The sequence below is a fragment of the Jiangella endophytica genome, from assembly GCF_003427025.1.
GTDB classification, from domain to species: domain Bacteria; phylum Actinomycetota; class Actinomycetes; order Jiangellales; family Jiangellaceae; genus Jiangella; species Jiangella endophytica.
Genome location: NZ_QVAI01000011.1, coordinates 128,345 through 146,088, shown reverse-complemented (window position 1 = coordinate 146,088; position 17,744 = coordinate 128,345). Strand labels below are relative to the sequence as shown.

At 73.7% G+C, this 17,744-nt stretch carries 14 protein-coding genes; 11 read left to right on the top strand and 3 right to left on the bottom strand.

The annotated features are described in order from the left end of the window. Positions 1-31: 31 nt before the first annotated feature. The 3 genes from DZA62_RS21735 to DZA62_RS21725 are packed head-to-tail and all read right to left on the bottom strand — an operon-like array spanning position 32 to position 3,142. Positions 32-1,558, bottom strand: a complete 1,527-nt coding sequence (locus DZA62_RS21735; protein WP_116951035.1) for a tripartite tricarboxylate transporter permease — start codon at positions 1,556-1,558, stop codon at positions 32-34. After that, on the bottom strand, positions 1,551-2,138 hold the full coding sequence (locus tag DZA62_RS21730; RefSeq protein WP_116951034.1) for a tripartite tricarboxylate transporter TctB family protein: 588 nt from the start codon (positions 2,136-2,138) through the stop codon (positions 1,551-1,553). The genes DZA62_RS21735 and DZA62_RS21730 overlap by 8 nt, the downstream gene beginning before the upstream one ends. Positions 2,139-2,140: 2 nt before the next feature. Then, positions 2,141-3,142 (bottom strand): Bug family tripartite tricarboxylate transporter substrate binding protein, encoded by a 1,002-nt coding sequence (locus DZA62_RS21725; protein ID WP_116951033.1) that lies wholly within the window; start codon positions 3,140-3,142, stop codon positions 2,141-2,143. A gap of 157 nt (positions 3,143-3,299) precedes the next feature. Between DZA62_RS21725 and DZA62_RS21720 the strand changes: the two genes are divergently transcribed. From DZA62_RS21720 to DZA62_RS21670, 11 genes are all read left to right on the top strand, one after another. Beyond that, entirely contained in the window at positions 3,300-4,892 is a 1,593-nt protein-coding gene (locus DZA62_RS21720; protein ID WP_198664042.1) for an ATP-binding protein, read from the top strand. Further along, positions 4,889-5,590, top strand: a complete 702-nt coding sequence (locus DZA62_RS21715; protein WP_116951031.1) for a response regulator — start codon at positions 4,889-4,891, stop codon at positions 5,588-5,590. The genes DZA62_RS21720 and DZA62_RS21715 overlap by 4 nt, the downstream gene beginning before the upstream one ends. Positions 5,591-5,715: 125 nt before the next feature. Beyond that, positions 5,716-6,123 carry a DUF7144 family membrane protein gene (locus DZA62_RS21710; RefSeq protein ID WP_232827559.1) on the top strand — a complete coding sequence of 136 codons (408 nt, stop codon included), beginning with the start codon at positions 5,716-5,718 and terminating at the stop codon, positions 6,121-6,123. Between the two features lie 13 nt (positions 6,124-6,136). Continuing rightward, positions 6,137-6,973, top strand: a complete 837-nt coding sequence (locus DZA62_RS21705) for a bestrophin-like domain (protein ID WP_116951029.1) — start codon at positions 6,137-6,139, stop codon at positions 6,971-6,973. After that, complete coding sequence (locus tag DZA62_RS21700) at positions 6,970-7,767, top strand: bestrophin-like domain (RefSeq protein ID WP_116951028.1); 798 nt, start codon at positions 6,970-6,972, stop codon at positions 7,765-7,767. The genes DZA62_RS21705 and DZA62_RS21700 overlap by 4 nt, the downstream gene beginning before the upstream one ends. Positions 7,768-7,870: 103 nt before the next feature. Continuing rightward, positions 7,871-10,480, top strand: coding sequence for a LuxR C-terminal-related transcriptional regulator (locus DZA62_RS21695; protein WP_116951027.1), 2,610 nt, complete (start codon positions 7,871-7,873; stop codon positions 10,478-10,480). 82 nt (positions 10,481-10,562) lie between these two features. Beyond that, entirely contained in the window at positions 10,563-11,996 is a 1,434-nt protein-coding gene (locus tag DZA62_RS21690; RefSeq protein ID WP_116951026.1) for a cytochrome ubiquinol oxidase subunit I, read from the top strand. After that, positions 11,993-13,024, top strand: a complete 1,032-nt coding sequence (locus DZA62_RS21685) for a cytochrome d ubiquinol oxidase subunit II (RefSeq protein WP_116951025.1) — start codon at positions 11,993-11,995, stop codon at positions 13,022-13,024. The genes DZA62_RS21690 and DZA62_RS21685 overlap by 4 nt, the downstream gene beginning before the upstream one ends. 5 nt (positions 13,025-13,029) lie before the next feature. Continuing rightward, on the top strand, positions 13,030-14,898 hold the full coding sequence (locus tag DZA62_RS21680; RefSeq protein ID WP_116951024.1) for a glycoside hydrolase family 15 protein: 1,869 nt from the start codon (positions 13,030-13,032) through the stop codon (positions 14,896-14,898). Continuing rightward, positions 14,895-16,178 carry an NAD(P)/FAD-dependent oxidoreductase gene (locus tag DZA62_RS21675; RefSeq protein WP_116951023.1) on the top strand — a complete coding sequence of 428 codons (1,284 nt, stop codon included), beginning with the start codon at positions 14,895-14,897 and terminating at the stop codon, positions 16,176-16,178. Before DZA62_RS21680 ends, DZA62_RS21675 begins: the two co-directional genes overlap by 4 nt. A 10-nt stretch (positions 16,179-16,188) precedes the next feature. Beyond that, entirely contained in the window at positions 16,189-17,742 is a 1,554-nt protein-coding gene (locus DZA62_RS21670; RefSeq protein WP_116951022.1) for a GMC oxidoreductase, read from the top strand. The last annotated feature ends 2 nt before the right edge of the window (positions 17,743-17,744 follow it).

The window sequence follows — 17,744 nt, the reverse complement described above, 5'->3', positions numbered from 1 at the left end:
TCTACCCAGGAGACGAACGGCGAGCAGCCCGTTACGACATCACGGCCGGTTCCTTCTGGTTCAGCCGCCGCTCGCGCTGCCGCGCCCACAGCGCCAGGACCAGCAGCACCAGCAGCAGGCCGTACGCCACGGCCGCGAAGGGGCTGGTCACCAGCGCACTCAGGTCACCCTGGCTGATCGCTAGCGTCCGCCGGACCTGCTCCTCGGCCATCGGACCGAGGATCATGCCGACGACGAGCGGCGCGGCCGGGTAGCCGTGCCGGCGCATGAAGAACCCGGCCAGGCCGATGCCCAGGAGCAACAGCAGGTCGACGGGGGAGAAGTTGAGCGCGTAGCTGCCCAGCGCGGCGAACGTGAGGATGCCCGCGTACAGGTAGTGGCGGGGGATCTGCAGCACCTTCACCCACAGCCCGACCAGCGGCAGGTTGAACACCAGCAGCATGAGGTTGCCGATGTACAGGCTCGCCACCAGCGTCCACACCAGCACCGGTTGGTTCTCGAACAGCAGCGGGCCGGGCTGGATGCCGTACGTCTGGAACGCCGCGATCATCACCGCGGCGGTCGCCGTCGTCGGCAGGCCGAGGGTCAGCAACGGCACCAGCACTCCGGCGGCCGCGGCGTTGTTGGCCGCCTCCGGACCGGCGACGCCCTCGATGGCGCCGTGGCCGAACTCGTCCTTGTTGCGGCCCTTGGCCAGCTTCTTCTCCGTCGCGTAGGAGAGGAACGTCGACACGTCCGCGCCGCCGGCCGGGATGGTGCCGACGGGGAACCCGATCGCGGTGCCGCGCAGCCACGGCCGCCACGACCGCGACCAGTCCGTCCGCGACATCCACGAGCGCCAGCCCTTCGGCACCGGGATCACCTCGACCGGCCCGTGCCGCAGCCGCGACGCGACGTAGAGCGCCTCGCCGACCGCGAACACCCCCACCGCGACGACCACGACGTCGACACCGTCGGCCAGCAGCGGGACGCCGAACGTGAAGCGCTGCTGCCCGGTGAGGGTGTCGGTGCCGATCAGCCCGACGAACAGGCCCAGCGCCAGCGACGCCAGCCCGCGCGCCACCGACGACCCGAGCAGCGCGCCCACCGTCACGAACGCGACGACCATGAGCGCGACGTAGTCGGCCGGGCCCAGCTGCACCGCCCAGTCGGCGATCACCGGCGCCAGCAACGTCAGCGCCAGCGTGCCGATCGTCCCGGCGATGAACGACCCGATCGCGGCCGTCGCCAGCGCGGCGGCGCCGCGCCCGGCCCGCGCCATCTGGTTGCCCTCGACGGCGGTGACGATCGACGCGGACTCGCCGGGCGTGTTGAGCAGGATCGACGTCGTCGAGCCGCCGTACATGCCGCCGTAGTAGATGCCCGCGAACACGATCATCGCGGCGGTGACGTCCAGCTCGTAGGTGAGCGGCAGCAGCAGTGCGACGGCCATCGCCGGGCCGATCCCGGGCAACACGCCCACGGCGGTGCCGACGAACACGCCGAGCAGCGCGTACAGCAGGTACATGGGCTGGAGGGCGTTGGCGAAGCCGTCCAGCACCGCGGTCGCGTCAGCCATCGATGAGTGGCACCCCCTCCAGCAGGCCGGCGGGCAGCGACAACCCGAGACCGGTCCCGAACACGACCTGCAGCACGAGGCCGAGCACGACCCCGGCGACCAGCGACCGCCACCACGGCCGGGCGCCCAGCGTCCACGCCGCCCCGGCGAACAGGACGGCGACGGCGAGCGGCCAGCCGATCCGCTCGATCAGCCAGGCGTGCGCGAGGAACACCGCGACCAGCAGCACGACGGTGCGCCAGTCGGTGCCGGCGTTGGGGTCGATGTCCTCGCCGTCCTCCGCGTCGCCGACCCGGCCGCGCGCCGTCGCCACCAGCACCGCGACGCCGGCGCCGATGAGCAGCACGCCGACGACGTACGGGAAGGTCCGCGGGCCCATCGCGTTCGCCGAGCCGGGCACCGCGATCGTCGCGGTGTCGAGCAGGACGAAGGTGCCGAGGCCGGCGACGAGCGCGCCGATGACGTACTCCTCGGCCCGCGAGAGCAGTGACCGGCCGGCCCCGTGGTTGTCAGGGGCCGGCCGGCCGGTCTCGCCGGTGCCGCTCGCGGACGGCGCAGGCCCGTCGGTCGCCGCGGGCATCGTCACTGCACCAGCCCGATGTCTCGCAGCACGTTCTGCACGGACGTGATCTCCTCGCCGAGGAACGTGTCGAACTCCTCGCCGGCGAGGAACGTGTCGCCCCAGCCGGCCCGGTCCAGCTCGGCCTGCCACTCGTCGGATTCGTGCACCTCGGTGACGAGGTCGACCAGCGCCGCGTGGTCCTCGTCGGAGATGTCGCCGGCCGCGACCAGCCCGCGCCAGTTCGTCAGCTCGACGTCGTAGCCGGCCTCGGTCAGCGTCGGCGCGTCGACACCGTCCACCCGCTCCGGGCCGGACACCGCGAGCGCGCGCAGCTCGCCGGCCGCGACCTGTTCGGCGTACTCGCCGATGCCGGAGATGCCGGCGTCGACCTGACCGCCGAGCAGCGCCGCCAGCGACTCGCCGCCGCCGGAGTAGGCGATGTAGTTGAGCGTGTCGACCAGTTCGTCGGCCGGCACCCCGGCGTCCTTGAGCAGCAGCCCGGCCAGGATGTGGTCGGCGCCGCCGGCCGAGCCGCCCGTGACGGCGACGTCCTTGCCGGTGGCGACGATGTCGTCGACGAGGTCGGCGACGGTCTGGTACGGCGAGTCGGCCGGGACGACCACGATGAGGTCCTCCGACGTCAGCCGGGCCACCGGGGTGGTGTCCTCGAGCCGGGCCTGCGACTGGTTCGTCTCGACGGCGCCGACCATGACCAGTCCCGTCACCATCAGCGTCGTGCCGCCGCCGCGCTGGTTGGCCAGCTGGGCCAGCCCGACGGTGCCGCCGGCGCCACCGACGTTCGTCACCTCGACGCCGCCGGCCAGTCCGCTCGAGTCGAGCGCCTTCTGGAACGCGCGGCCGGTCTGGTCCCAGCCGCCGCCCGGGTCGGCCGGGACCATGATGGACAGATCCTCGACGCCGGAACCGGAGTCCGACGAGCCGCCCTCGTCACTGCCGCCGCAGGCGGCCAGCACCGTCGCCAGCACAGCCGCGCCGATCGCGACCCGGATGGGACCTCGCATGACTCCTCCTGGTGTCTGTGGTCCACGCCACAGCGGCGTGGTGACGTTGGAGGCTAGGAGCGGGGCGCGCATCGCCGGAACTCTCCGGTCGTACTGGTCGTATTGATCATTTCGGTCGTGTTTCGGTCCGGTGCCGCCTCGGTGCACACTGATGCGCATGCTCCGGTCGGTCTCGTTGCGGGTGCAACTGCTCGCGCTGCAGCTGACGATCGTGCTCGTCACGGTCGTCTCCGCAGGCGGGCTGGCCGCGTGGCTGCAGTCCGAGCAGATCCGCGACAGCTACCAGGACCGCATGATCGCCGTCGCCGACAGCGTCGCCGGACTGCCCTCGGTGCTCGACGCGTTCGACGACCCCGACCCGTCGGCGACCATCCAGCCGCTGGCCGAGCTGATCCGCGAGGCCTCCAACGTCACCTACGTGGTGGTCACCGACGAGTCGGGCATCCGCTACTCGCACCCGGACCCGGCCCGCATCGGCGAGCCGGTCTCCACCGACCCGAGCGTCCCGCTGTCCGGCGAGGTGTACGTCGGGACCCAGACGGGGACGCTGGGCCGGTCGTGGCGGGTGAAGGTGCCGGTGTACGACGCCGGCGGGGCGGTCATCGGGACGGTCTCGGTGGGCACGCTGGAGTCGGAGCTGCAGGACGACCTGCTCGAGGACATCCCGGCGCTGCTGGCCTGGCTGGCCGGCGCCGCGGTGCTGGGAACCCTCGGCGCGACCTGGGTGACGCACGTCGTGCGGCGGCGCATCTTCAAGCTGGAGCCGGACGAGATCGCGACGCTGCTGGAGACCCGCGACGCCATGCTGCACGGCATCCGCGAGGGCGTCGTGGCCCTGGACGACGCCGGGCGCATCGCGCTGGTCAATGACGAGGCGCGGCGGCTGCTGGATCTGGGCGGCGACGGCGGCGACCTGATCGGCCGGCCGGTCGACGAGGTGCTGGAGCCGACGCTGGCCGCTGTCGCGACCGACGACGCCGACGTCACCGACCGGCTGGTGCTGGCAGGGGTGCGGATCCTCGTCGTGAACCGGCGATCCGCGACGTCGGACGGCCGGTCCGTGGGTGTCGTGCTGACGCTGCGCGACCGCACCGAGCTGCACGACGCGCTGCGCGAGCTGGAGGGCGCGCGGTCGGCGACCGAGGCGCTGCGGGCGCAGGCGCACGAGTTCTCCAACCACCTGCACGTGGTGTCCGGGCTGCTGGAGCTGGGCCGCACCGACGACGCGGTGTCGTTCATCGACCGGGTCGGGCGGGGCGGGACGGTCACCCGCACCGCCGCCGAGGGGGTGACGGCGCCCGCGGTGTCGGCGCTGCTGCTGGCGAAGGCCGCGACCTGCCGCGAGCGCGGCCTCACGCTGCGGGTCGACGCCGGGTCGCGGCTCGACGACGACGCCGACGAGCTGGTGACGATCCTCGGCAACCTGGTCGACAACGCCGCCGACGCGACCGGCCACGGCGGCACCGTCGACGTCCGCATCGACCAGTCCGCGGACGGCGCGGTGCGCATCCTCGTCGCCGACGACGGGCCGGGCGTCCCCGTCGAGCAGCGGCGGCTGATCTTCTCCGCCGGGTTCACGTCGAAGGCCGCGTCGCCCGGCGCCGGGCGCGGCATCGGACTGGCGCTGGTGCACCGGATCGTCCAGCGCCGCGGCGGCCGGGTGACGGTGCGCGACGCGGCGGCCGGGGGAGCGGAGTTCGAGGTCGTGCTGCCCGCGCGGGTGCCGGCCCCGACGGGGGCGGGCCCGTGAGCGACGTCCGCACGCTCGTGGTCGACGACGACTTCGCCGTCGCCGCGATCCACCGCGGGTTCGTCGAGGCGGTGCCCGGCTTCACCGTCGTCGGCGAGGTGCACCTGGGCGCCGACGCGCTGCGCGCCGTGGACGAGCTGGAGCCGGAGCTGATCCTGCTCGACATCTACCTGCCGGACATCTCCGGCATCGAGTTCCTCAACCGGCTGCGGGCCCGGTCCGCGCCCGAGGTCGACGTCATCGCGATCACGGCGGCGCGCGAGCTGGCCACCGTCCGCGCCGCCATGGCCGGCGGCGTCGTCGACTACCTGGTGAAGCCGTTCACGCTGGACGTGTTCGCCGACCGGATGAACGCCTACCTGGCCCGCCGCGAGCAGCTGCGGCGCACGGCGGCCCGGGCCGAGGGCGGGCGGCTGGACCAGGACCAGGTCGACGCGCTGCTGCGCAACCCCGGGGGCGCCGCCACCGTGAAGCTGCCGAAGGGGTTGTCCGAGCGGACCTTGGAGCTGGTGTCGGCTGAGCTGGCCGGCGCCGACGGCGACCTGTCCGCGTCGGAGCTGGCCGAACGGGTCGGGCTGTCACGGATCAGCGCGCGGCGCTACCTGGAGCACCTGGCCGCGACGGGACGGGCGACGGTCGCGCCGCGGTACGGGTCGGCGGGCCGGCCGGAGCACGGCTACCGCTGGGTGCCGCACTGAGCTCACCCTCCCGGGGTGATGCGCCGCGGCGCCGCAGCGGAGAAGCGTCGGAGCAACCGGCGTGAACCGCGCGCCGGCCGCCGTGAGGCAGGTGCGATATGACCGATCTACAGACTCCGAGAGATGTGCCGCGGGATTACCGCGAGCCCAGCGCGTGGGCCGTCGGCTGGACCGTCTTCGCCGCCGTCATGATGGTGATGATCGGCGTCTTCCACGCGATCGCCGGGTTGGTGTCGCTGTTCGACGACGACTTCTTCACCCAGGTCCGTGAGTACGTCTTCGACTTCGACGCGACCACCTGGGGCTGGATCCACCTCGTTCTGGGCATCGTGCTGGTGATCGCCGGCGCCGCCCTGTTCACCGGGTCCGTCGCGGCCAGGTTCGTGGGCGTGGTGCTCGCCGCGCTGAGCATGCTCGCGGCGTTCGCCTGGCTGCCGTACTACCCGGTGTGGTCCATCGTGATCATCGCCGTGGCCGTCAGCGTCGTCTGGGCGCTGACCATTCACGGCCGGGACATCACCGCCGGCAGCTGACCGGCGGGCGCCGATGAACGTCGTCGTCGCCGCGGCCGTGGTCGTCGCGGTGACGGCGGTGGCGGTCGGCGCCATGCTGCTGGTGCGGCGGCGTGCCCCGGACGGCAGCTACTTCCACGACGGCGACCGCGCGGCGGGGGTGTTCGGCGTCCTGGCCACGGGGTTCGCCGTGCTGCTCGGGTTCGTGGTGTTCCTCTCCTTCACCAGTTACGACGCGGCCAGGTCAGGCGCGGAGGACGAGGCGCTGGTCGTCGCGCAGCAGGTCGAGACGGCGCAGCTGCTGCCGGAGCCGTCGGCCACGGAGCTGACCGGCGAACTGGTCTGCTATGCCCGGTCGGTCGCCGGGGTGCAGTGGGAACGGATGTACGCCGGCACGCTCGGCGAGGAGCTCAACCCCTGGGGCGCGGAGATGTTCCGGACGCTCCGGACGATCGAGCCGCAGACGCCGGTCCAGGAGTCGGCGTTCGACACCTGGCTGAGTCAGACGTCGGCGCGGGAGGCGGCGCGCAACGACCGCATCCACGGTGCCATCGGCGTCATCCCCACGCCGATGTGGATCGTCCTGGTCTTCACCTCCGTGCTGATCTTCGTGTACATGCTGTTCTTCGCCGACAGCGGCGAGGCGATCCAGGTCCAGGTGCTGCTCATGGGCACCGTGGTCTCCGTCATGACGGCGCTGCTGCTCCTGGTGCAGGCGCTCGACAACCCGTTCCACCGCGGCGTCGGCGGGCTGCGGCCGGTGGCGATGGAACGCGCGCTGCAGGTCATCGACCAGGAGCTCGAGCTCGTCGGCAACGACGAGCCGCCGCCCTGTGACGAGCGTGGCGTCGCGCTGGCGGCCGGCCGATGACGTGGCTCAGCTCCCTGCCGGTCGGCGCGCTCCTGGCCGGCTGCCTGGTGCTGGCGCTGCTGGTCGTCGTCGCGACGACGCTGGCCGTGCGGGCACTGGTGCCCGAGGCCGAGCGAGACCGTGTGCAGCGGATCGCCGCGCCGCTGATGCCGGCCCTGGGTGCGGCCTTCGCCATCCTCACCGCCCTCACGCTGTCGAGCGAGGCCGGCTACCTGCGCGCCGCGGAGGGGTACGTCAGCGACGAGGGGGCCGCCGCAGCGCGGCTGGCCTGGGCCGCCACCAACCCGGGCGTGGACTCCGAGCCGATCCATGCGGCGCTGCGCGACTACCTCACGACCACGCGGGACCGGGAGTGGAGCGGGTCGGCTGCCGCCAGCGGCGACGACCCGGAGACCGAGCGTGCGATCGCCGTGATGGAGCGGGTGGTCCGCACGCAGGCGGCCCGCTGGGCGCAGGTGGGTACCCCGGCGTCGACGGAGCTGCTCACGTCGGTCGACGCCGTCACCAGTACTCGGCGGGCCCGCATCGTCGCCGCCGACCACGAGATCCCCGGGCTCTACGTCGTCACGCTCGTGGCCAGCGGGGTGGCGCTGATCGCCAACGCGAGTGCACTGGCCGTCCGCGGCGGCACGAGGATCTCGCTGCTGGTGGCCGGCCTGGCGGGCGTGGTGGGGCTCAGCCTCGCGCTGCTGTTCGCGCTCAGCGCGCCGTGGCGCGGCCCGATCACCGTCGGCGGCGATGCCATCGACGCGGTGGTCCGCGACCTGGACACCGGTTTCTTCACGCCGGGGTGAGAGCGCTCTAACCCGTTCCGGGTGATGGCGCCGCGCCGCAGCCGTGCCGAGAGTGGGGCACGGGGGGTGAGGCATCGTGAGGGGGCACGTTGCCACAACGATCGTGGGGGCACGCGCGGCCGGTGGACGGCCGCCGCCGCTGCCTGCCCGCCTGCGCCCGCCGCAGCACGGTTTCCCGGTCGTCGAGCGCCGCCGGCTGGTCGACGCCGTCGCGGCCGGAGTGCGCACCGCTCCGCTGACGCTGGTTCGTGCGCCCGCGGGCACCGGGAAGACGGTGCTCGCGGCGACCTGGGCGCGCCGGACCCGTCACGACGCGCCGCCCGCCCGGCTCGCCACCCCACCCGCATGGCTCACGCTCGACGACACCGACGACCGGCCGGGGGTGTTCTGGTCGCACGTGGTCGCCGCGCTCGCCCGGGCCGGGGTGGTCACCGACGGTGCCCCGGACCCGGAGCGCGACGTCGACCCGTCGTTCGTCGAGTGGCTGGCGGCCGAGCTGCTGGAGCGCGACGCCCCCGTCGCGCTCGTGCTCGACGAGGCCGAACGCCTGACCGACCACGCGATCGCGCGCCGGCTCGACCAGCTGCTGCGCGCCGCCGGGCCGCGGTTCCGCCTCGTGATGGTCACGCGCGCCGATCCGGCCCTGCCGCTGCACCGCTACCTCCTGGACGGGACGGTGGCGCAGATCCGCTACGACGACCTCGCCTTCACCCTCGCCGAGATCGGCGCGATGCTCGAGCTGCACGGGGTGCGCAGCCCGGAGCTGACCAGGATCGTCGCCGATCGCACCGAGGGCTGGGCCGCGGGCGTCCGGTTCGCGGCGCTCGCGGTGCAGCAGTGGCCGGACGGCACCGCGGCCGACGTGGTCCGTACGACCCTCGAGCCGGCCGGCTCGATGCTGGGCGACTACCTGGCCGCGGAGGTGCTCGAGGCGCTGCCGGGCGTCCAGCTGGACTTCCTCACGCGCACCAGCGTCGCGGCCGAACTGACCCCCGGACTGGCCCAGGCGCTGACCGGGCGCGGTGACAGCGAGCGGCTGCTGGCCGGGCTCGCGCGCGGCAACGCCTTCCTCCTGCCGGTGCCGGGTGCCTCCGGCGTCTACCGGCTGCACCCGCTGGTACGCGAGCTGCTGGGCACGGTGCTGGCCGAGGAGAGCCCGGCCGAGACGGGCGAGCTGCACCGGCGGGCCGCCCGCTGGTTCGCGGCGTCGGGGCGCGTCGCCGACGCGGTGGAGCACCTGGTGGCGGCGGGCGACTGGACCGGTGCGGCGGACCTCGTCGTCGACGGGGCCGCGCTGGCGCCGCTGCTGGTGCCGGGCGCCGCGCCCGCGCTCGCGCGGCGCCTGGACGGGCTGCCCGACGAGCTGGACACCCCGGCCGTCGCGGTGGTGCGGGCGGCACTCGCCGTCCGGCGGCGTGACCTGCGCCGAGCCGCCCAAGGGCTCTCGAGCTGCGATGAGCACATCGCCTCGGCGGGGGTCCGGGCGGCCGGCGCCGGCCTGGTCCTGGCGACCGCGGTCACCCGCGCGGTCCTGTCCGACGCCGTCGGCGACGCCGGCGCGACGCTGACGGCCACGCGGCACCTGCGCGACGCGCTCCAGGCAGCGCCCGCCGCGCGTCCGGACCGGCACGAGGAACTTCGGGCGCTCGCGCTGCTCGCCGCCGGCACCGCGTGGTTGCGGGCCGGCGACCCGGGCGCCGCCTGCACCGAACTGGCTGCCGCGCTCGCCGTCACCGGGGACGACGGCGAGCGCGGCCCCGCGGGCGCCCCGGGCGACGGCGCCGTCGCGGCGATCCGGCTGCGCTGCCTGGGGATGCTGGCGCTGGCCGAGGCCGCGCGCGGTGAGCTGTCGCGGGTCCGGGAGCTCGCCGGTGCCGCCGACACGCTGGCGGCCGAGCACTCCGTCGCCGCCGCGGACCGGCCCGCCGCCGTCCACCTGGCCCGCGCCTGGGTGGCGTCGCAGCGGCAGGACCTGACCGGAGCCCAGCACTGGCTGCGCCGCGCGGTCCGGGTCCCGGAGTGCCGGGGCGACGCGTTGCTGTCGTCGGTCTCGGTGCTGCTGCAGGTCCGCCTGCGGCGCGACCAGGGCGACGCCGACGGCGCGCGGCGGCTGCTGCGCCGGGCCGACGCCGGGCCGTCGTGGGTCCGGGCGCTGATCGGAGCCGAGGCGGCCGCCGTCGGCGCACCCGCGCGCGGCGACGCCGTCACCGCGCTCCGACCGGCCGGCATCGAGCCGCAGGCCGCGCGGGTGGAGCAACTGCTGCAGCGGGCGCACCGGCAGCTCGGCCGGGGCGACGCCGCGACGAGCCGGTCCGCCGTCGTCCGGGCACTCGGGCTGGCCCGGCGCCAGCGGTTGCGGCGCCCGTTCGCCCACGCTTCGCCGCAGGTCCGCTGGCTGATGCGCACCGACGCCGCGGTGTCGGGCCGCACCGACTGGCTGCGCCCGGAGCCGAGCCCGGCTCCGAGTCCGGCGCCGCACGGAGCGCCGGAGCCGGAGGCCGACGGCGTGCCGCCGGTCGGCCGGGCGCTGTCGGACCGCGAGCTCGAGGTGCTGCGTCACCTGTCGTCGCTGCTCACGACCGAGGAGGTCGCGTCGGCGATGTACATCTCGGTCAACACGGTGCGCACCCACATCCGCGGCATCCTGCGCAAGTTGTCCGTGACGCGACGCAACGAGGCGGTCCGCCGGGCCCGGCACCTGGGCATCGTCTGAGCCCGGTGCGGCGGGGTCATCCGTCGCGGACGATGCCTGGGCGCCGAATACCTGTCAGGTTCGCACCAGACACCGAGGGGGGATGTGCATGGGTGGCGGACTCGCCGCGCTGGCGACGGTCGATCCCGTTCCCTGGGCGCGCGGGCAGATGGCCTTCACCCTGGCCTTCCACATCATCCTGGTGCCGCTCGGCGTCTCGTGGGCGTTCCTCACCCTCATCGCCAACTACCGGGCGCTGCGCCACGACGACAGCGACGCGCTGCTGCTGGCCCAGCGCTGGTCGAAGTACATGGCCGTGACGTTCGCCGTCGGCGCCGTCACCGGCACCGTCCTGAGCTTCGAGTTCGGCCTGCTCTGGCCCCGCTTCATGGGTCAGTGGGGCGACGCGTTCGGCATCCCGTTCATGTTCGAGGGGATCTTCTTCTTCACCGAGGCCATCTTCATCGCCCTCTACATCTTCGGCTGGCGCCGGCTGCGGCCCTGGACGCACTTCTGGACCGGCGTCCCGATCGTGCTGACCGGCGTCTTCGGCAGTGCGGCGGTCGTGGCCGCGAACGCGTGGATGAACGCGCCGACGGGCTTCACCCTCGACTCGTCCGGCACCATCGTCGACGTCGACCCGTGGCGGGTGATCTTCAACGACGCGATGCCGCTGCAGGCCGCGCACATGATCATCGCCGCCTATCTGGTGGGCGGGTTCCTGGTCGCCTCGGTGTACGCGACGGGCATGCTGCGCGGCCGCCGCGACCGCTACCACCGGGTCGGCTTCGTCATCGCGTTCTCCGTCGCCGCGGCCATGACGCCGGTGCAGCTCGTGGTCGGCGACGCGCTGGCGCGCTGGGTGTACGACAACCAGCCGGCGAAGTTCGCCGCCATCGAGCTGGTGCCGGAGACCGCCAGCGACGTCCCCGAGACGCTGCTCGGCCGGCTGAACGACGACGGCACCGTCAGCGGCGGCTTCGCGATCCCCGGGCTGGCCTCGTGGCTGTCCGACCCGAGCACCGGCCGGGACACCGTCGTGCAGGGTCTCGACGCCTTCCCGGCCGACGAGCGGCCCACGACCCGCCAGGTCAACATCGTCCACCTGGCCTGGGACGTCATGGTCGGACTCGGGACGCTGCTGTTCCTGCTCTCGGTCTGGTACGGGCTCGTCTGGGCGTTCCGCCGGCACATGCCGCGGAGCAAGTGGTTCCTGCGGGTGGCCGCCGCGTCCGGGGTGCTCGCGGTCATCGCGATGGAGGCCGGCTGGGTGGTCACCGAGGTCGGCCGGCAGCCGTGGATCGTCTACGGCCACATGAAGGTCGAGGACGCCGCCACCGGCAACACCGGCGTCTGGATCATGTTCATCGCGGTCGTCGTGCTGTACACCGCGCTGGGCGTCACGACGGTGCTGGTGCTGCGCGGGATGAGCCGGCGCTGGCGGCGCGGCGACGGGTTCACCGACGAGGGCACCCCGTACGGCCCGCGCGCACCCGCCGAACCCGCCGAGCGCGACGAGCAGGAGGTGGTGCCGTGAGCACGGCGGTCGCCATCGTCCTGATGGCCGCGATCGTGGCCTACGCGATCTTCGCCGGCGCCGACTTCGGGGCGGGCTTCTGGGACCTCACCGCCGGCGGGCCGGAGCGCGGCGCCCGGCCGCGGGCGGTCATCGAGCACTCGATCGGCCCGGTGTGGGAGGCCAACCACGTCTGGCTGATCTTCGTGTTCGCGGTCCTGTGGACGTCGTTCCCCGAGGCCTACGCGTCCATCACACTGACGCTGTTCGTGCCGCTGGCCATCGCGGCGCTGGGCATCGTGCTGCGCGGCGCCGGGTTCGCGTTCCGCAAGGCGGTCGTGCGCATGGAGTACCGGCGGGTCTTCGGCGGGGCGTTCGCGCTGTCCTCGGTGATCGTGCCGTACGCGCTGGGCGCGGTCGCCGGTGGCATCGCGTCGGGCCGGGTGCCGGCGGGCGGGCGGGCCGGCGACCCGGTGTCGAGCTGGATCAACCCGACGTCGATCCTCGGCGGGGTGCTGGCGGTCGCCGCCGTCGCCTACCTGTCCGCCGCCTACCTGGTCTGGGACGCGCGGCGGCTCGGCGACCCGGCGATGGCGGCCTACTTCCGCCGACGCGCCGTGGGCGCCGCGCTCGCCGTCGCCGTCATCGGAGCCGCCGGCGTGTTCGTGCTGCGCGCTGACGCGGAGTACGTCTTCGACGGGCTGACGTCGCGGGCGCTGCCGCTGGTGATCGTGAGCGTGGCCTGCGGCGTCGGTGCCCTGGTGCTGCTGGTCCGCGACGCCGCCCGCGGCGGCCGGCTGCTCGCCGTCGGCGCGGTCGCGAGCATCGTCGCCGCCTGGGGCGTGGCGCAGTGGGCCTACCTGCTGCCCGAGAGCCTGAAGGTGTCCGCGGCCGCCGCGCCCGACAGCACCCTGACCACCGTCCTGGTCGTCGTCGGGCTCGCCGCGGTCATCGTGCTGCCGGGCTTCGTCGTCCTGTACGTCCTGGACCAGCGCGGGCTGCTGCCGGAGGAGGGTGCCGGCGACGCCGTACCCGGAGTGAAGGAGTGAGTGCCATGAGCCTGTCGACGTCCCCGTTCCCGCCGATCGCGGACTACGCGTTCCTGTCCGACTGCCACACCGGCGCGCTGGTCGCCCCGGACGGCTCGGTCGACTGGCTGTGCGTGCCCGCCTTCGACGCGCCGAGTGTGTTCGGCAACCTGCTCGACCGCGGGGCCGGCTCGTTCCGCTGGGGCCCGTACGGCATCAACACCCCGACCGCGCGGTTCTACGTGCCCGGCACCAACGTGCTGGAGACGACCTGGCACACCACCGGCGGATGGGTGCGGATCCGCGACGCCCTGACGATGGGCCCGCGTCATGGCACCGACGTCGTCACGCCGCACACCCGGCCGCCGGCCGACGAGGACGCCGAGCACCTGCTGGTGCGCACGGCGGAGTGCCTGGACGGCGAGGTCGAGATCGAGGCCGTCTGCGAGGCGGTCTTCGACTACGGCCGCACGCCCGCCACCTGGACGGTGGTCGGCGCCGACGACGGCGCGCACGCGGCCGACGCCGCGGGGAACGGGCAGACGCTGCGCCTGAGCACCGACCTGTCGATCGGCATCGAGGGCGGCGCCGCCCGCGCCCGGCACGTGCTGAGGAAGGGTGAGCGGGCCTGGTGCGCGCTGTCGTGGCAGCACGAACTCGCCGGACCGGCCGGCGTGGAGGACGCCTTCGCCCGCATCGGCCGGACGATCGACTTCTGGCGCGACTGGCTGGCCCGTGCCCGCATCCCCGACCACCCGCTGCGGCACCCGCTGGAGCGGTCGGCGCTGACCATCAAGGGCCTGACGTACATGCCCACCGGTGCCACCGTGGCCGCGCTGACGACGTCGCTGCCGGAGACGCCGGGTGGCGAGCGCAACTGGGACTACCGGTACACGTGGATGCGCGACACCACGTTCACCCTGCAGGCGCTGCACTACCTCAACCTGGACTGGGAGGCCGAGGAGTTCATGCAGTTCGTCGGCGACGTCGAGCCGCGGGCGGACGGCAGCCTGCAGATCATGTACGGCATCGACGGACGGCGCGACCTCACCGAGACCACCCGCGACGAGCTGTCCGGCTACGAGGGCGCCCAGCCGGTGCGCATCGGCAACGGGGCCTTCGACCAGCGGCAGAACGACGTGTACGGCGCGGTCCTCGACGCGCTGCTGCTGCACACCCGCCGGAGCAAGCACCTGCCGCGCCGGCTGTGGCCGTTGGTCGAGTCGCAGGCCGAGGGCGCCACCGCGGTCTGGCGCGACCCGGACCAGGGCATCTGGGAGGCCCGTGGCAAGCCGCAGCACTACGTCTCGTCGAAGCTCATGTGCTGGGTGGCCCTGGACCGCGCCGCGCGGCTGGCGGCCATCCGCGACGACCCCGAGCGCGAGCGCGAATGGGCGGCCACCGCCGAGGAGATCCGCCAGGACATCCTCGCCCACGGCGTCAGCGACCGCGGTGTGCTGCGCCAGCACTACGACACCGACGCCCTGGACGCCTCGACCCTGCTGGCGCCGTTGTTCGGGTTCCTGCCCAGCAGCGACGAGCGGATCCGCAAGACGATCGACGCTGTCGACGAGGAGCTGACGGACAACGGCTTCGTGCTGCGCTACCGGACCGGCGAGACCGACGACGGCCTCTCCGGCGAGGAGGGCACGTTCCTGATCTGCTCGTTCTGGCTGGTCTCGGCGCTGGCGGCGGTGGGGGAGACGGACCGGGCAAGCGCGCTGATGGAGCGTCTGCTGGCCGTCGCCTCGCCCCTGGGCCTGTACGCCGAGGAGTTCGAGGTCGGCCGGGCCCGGCACCTCGGCAACACCCCGCAGGCGTTCTCGCACCTCGCGCTGATCCAGGCGGCGGCGCGGATCGTCCTGCACGAGCGGCTCGCGGAGCTGTCGCTGTGACCGGGACGTCCGACCGTGTGCTGGTCCTCGGTGGCGGGCTGGCCGGCGTCGCCTGCGCCCGCCGGCTCGCCGAGGACGGCGTCCCCGTGACGCTGGTCGACCGCAACGACTACCACCAGTTCCAGCCGCTGCTGTACCAGGTGGCGAGTTCGCAGCTGCCGGTCGAGGACGTCGCCCGGCCGCACCGGGCCATCTTCCGGGAGCACGCGACGGTCGAGGTCGTGACCGCCGAGGTCGCCGAGGTCCGGCTGTCCGATCGAAGCCTCGTCCTGACCGACGGGCGCACGCTCAGCGGGTCGCACGTCGTGGTCGCGGCCGGCGCCCAGCCGAACTTCTTCGGCGTTCCCGGCGCCGCGGAGCACGCGTACCCGCTGTACTCGGTGGCCGACGCGGAGCGGCTGCGGCTGCACCTGCAGGACCTGCTGCGAGACGCGACGCCCGGCACGCTCGACGTCGTGGTGGTCGGCGGCGGGCCGACCGGCGTCGAGACCACCGGCGCACTGGCCGAGTTGATGGGCGCCCTGCACGAGACCGGGCGGCTCGCCCAGCCGGGCCGGATCACCCTGATCGACCGCGGTGACGCCCTGCTCGGCGAGTTCTCCGAGAAGGCGCACGAGTACGCCGTCCACAAGCTGCGCGAGGCCGGCGCCGACGTCCGGCTGGGCGCCGGGGTGGCGGCCGTGCACCCGGACCACGTCGAGCTGGACGACGGCGCCAGCATCCCGGCCCGCACCGTGGTGTGGGGCGGCGGCGAGCAGGGCGCGTCCGTCGCGGGCACGGCCGGTCCGGAACCCGGCCGCGGCGGCCGGATCGACGTGCGGCCGGACTTGACCATCGAGGGCTACCCGGGCGCCTACGCCGTCGGCGACGCCGCGAACATCCCGGCCGGTGAGACCGGGACGTGGCCGCAGCTGGGCTCCGTCGCGCAGCAGTCCGGCCGGTGGGCGGCGGAGAACATCCTGCGCGAGCGGCGGAACGAGCCGACCCGGCCGTTCCGGTACAAGGACAAGGGCATCATGGCGATGATCGGCCGCAACGCCGCCGTCGCCGAGGTCGGCAAGCACCGCCACCAGGTCGACGGCCCGGTCGCGTTCGCCGCCTGGCTCGGCGTGCACATGATGCTGATGAGCGGCGTGCACAGCAGGACCGACGCGTTCGTGACGTGGGCCTGGGACTACTTCGACCGCGACCGCGCGGCCACCATCGAGGTCTCCTCCGCGCCGCAGCGGATCGCGTGGGGCGACGACGAGGCCGACCGGCCGCACATCGCGCTGGACTGAGGAGGCCGTCATGGCCGACGAGTACGACGTCATCATCGTGGGATCCGGGGCCGGCGGCGGCACGCTGGCGCACCGGCTGGCCCCGTCCGGGCGGCGGGTGCTGATCCTGGAGCGCGGTGACTGGCTGCCGCGCGAGATCGAGAACTGGGACGCGACGGCCGTCTTCGTCGACAACCGTTACGTGTCGGCCGACACCTGGTACGACGGCGACGGCAAGCCGTTCCAGCCGCAGATCCACTACTACGTGGGCGGCGCGACGAAGTTCTACGGCGCCGCCCTGTACCGGCTGCGCGAACGCGACTTCGGCGAGCTGCGCCACCACGGCGGCGTCTCGCCGGCCTGGCCGATCGGCTACGACGAGCTGGAGCCGTACTACACGCAGGCCGAGGACCTGTACCAGGTGCACGGCGTCCGCGGCGAGGACCCGACCGAGCCGCCTGCGTCGGGGCCGTACCCCCACCCACCGGTGTCGCACGAGCCGCGCATCCAGCAGCTCGCCGACGACTTCGCCCGCGTGGGCCTGCACCCGTTCCACGCGCCGAGCGGGATCATGCTCGACGAGACGCACCCCGAGACCAGCGCCTGCATCCGGTGCGCGACGTGCGACGGCTTCCCCTGCCTGGTGCACGCGAAGTCCGACGCCGACGTCATCGCCGTGCGGCCCGCCCTGCGGCACGACAACGTCACGCTGGTGCGCAACGCGGCGGTGCGGCGGCTGGAGACCGACCCGTCCGGGCGGACGGTGACCACGGTGGTCGCGGACGTCGCGGGCTCGGAGCAGCGCTTCACGGGCTCGGTCGTGGTGGTCGCCGCCGGTGCGGCCAACTCGGCGAAACTGCTGCTGGCCAGCGCGAACGACCGGCATCCGAACGGGCTGGCGAACGGTTCGGACCAGGTCGGGCGCAACTACATGTTCCACAACAGCCGCGCGTTCCTGGCGGTCTCGACGGAGAAGAACGACACGCGGTTCCAGAAGACCCTCGGCGTCAACGACTACTACTTCGGCGACGCCGACTTCGCCTATCCGATGGGCAACGTGCAGATGGTCGGCAAGTCGTCGGCGCCGATGTACCGCGGCGAGAAGCCCGCGCTGGCCCGGCTGGCGCCGATGATGGCGCTCGACGAGGTCGCCGAGCACGCCGTCGACTTCTGGCTCTCCGTCGAGGACCTGCCCGACCCGGACAACCGCGTCACGCTGCGCCCGGGCGGTGACATCGCGCTGGACTACACACCGAACAACCGCGAGCCGCTGGAGCAGCTGTACCGCCGGGTCACCGGCCATCTCAGCCACCTGGGCCTGCACCCGCACCACCTGATCCCGCGTGACGTGTACATGAAGAACGACGTGCCCGTCGCCGGCTGCGCCCACCAGGCCGGCACCGTCCGCTTCGGGACCGACGCGGCGACGTCGGTGCTCGACCGCGACTGCAAGGCGCACGAGTTGGACAACCTGTACGTCGTCGACACGAGCATCTTCCCGAGCATCGGGGCGGTGAACCCGGCGCTGACGGCGATGGCGAACGCGCTGCGGGTCGGCGATCACCTGCTCGCGCGGTTCGCCTAGGG

Coding starts and splice junctions, on each gene's coding strand:
- DZA62_RS21735 (WP_116951035.1), bottom strand. CDS start 1,558: ATGGCTGACGCGACCGCGGTGCTGGACGGCTTCGCCAACGCCCTCCAG.
- DZA62_RS21730 (WP_116951034.1), bottom strand. CDS start 2,138: ATGCCCGCGGCGACCGACGGGCCTGCGCCGTCCGCGAGCGGCACCGGC.
- DZA62_RS21725 (WP_116951033.1), bottom strand. CDS start 3,142: ATGCGAGGTCCCATCCGGGTCGCGATCGGCGCGGCTGTGCTGGCGACG.
- DZA62_RS21720 (WP_198664042.1), top strand. CDS start 3,300: ATGCTCCGGTCGGTCTCGTTGCGGGTGCAACTGCTCGCGCTGCAGCTG.
- DZA62_RS21705 (WP_116951029.1), top strand. CDS start 6,137: ATGAACGTCGTCGTCGCCGCGGCCGTGGTCGTCGCGGTGACGGCGGTG.
- DZA62_RS21700 (WP_116951028.1), top strand. CDS start 6,970: ATGACGTGGCTCAGCTCCCTGCCGGTCGGCGCGCTCCTGGCCGGCTGC.
- DZA62_RS21690 (WP_116951026.1), top strand. CDS start 10,563: ATGTGCATGGGTGGCGGACTCGCCGCGCTGGCGACGGTCGATCCCGTT.
- DZA62_RS21680 (WP_116951024.1), top strand. CDS start 13,030: ATGAGCCTGTCGACGTCCCCGTTCCCGCCGATCGCGGACTACGCGTTC.
- DZA62_RS21670 (WP_116951022.1), top strand. CDS start 16,189: ATGGCCGACGAGTACGACGTCATCATCGTGGGATCCGGGGCCGGCGGC.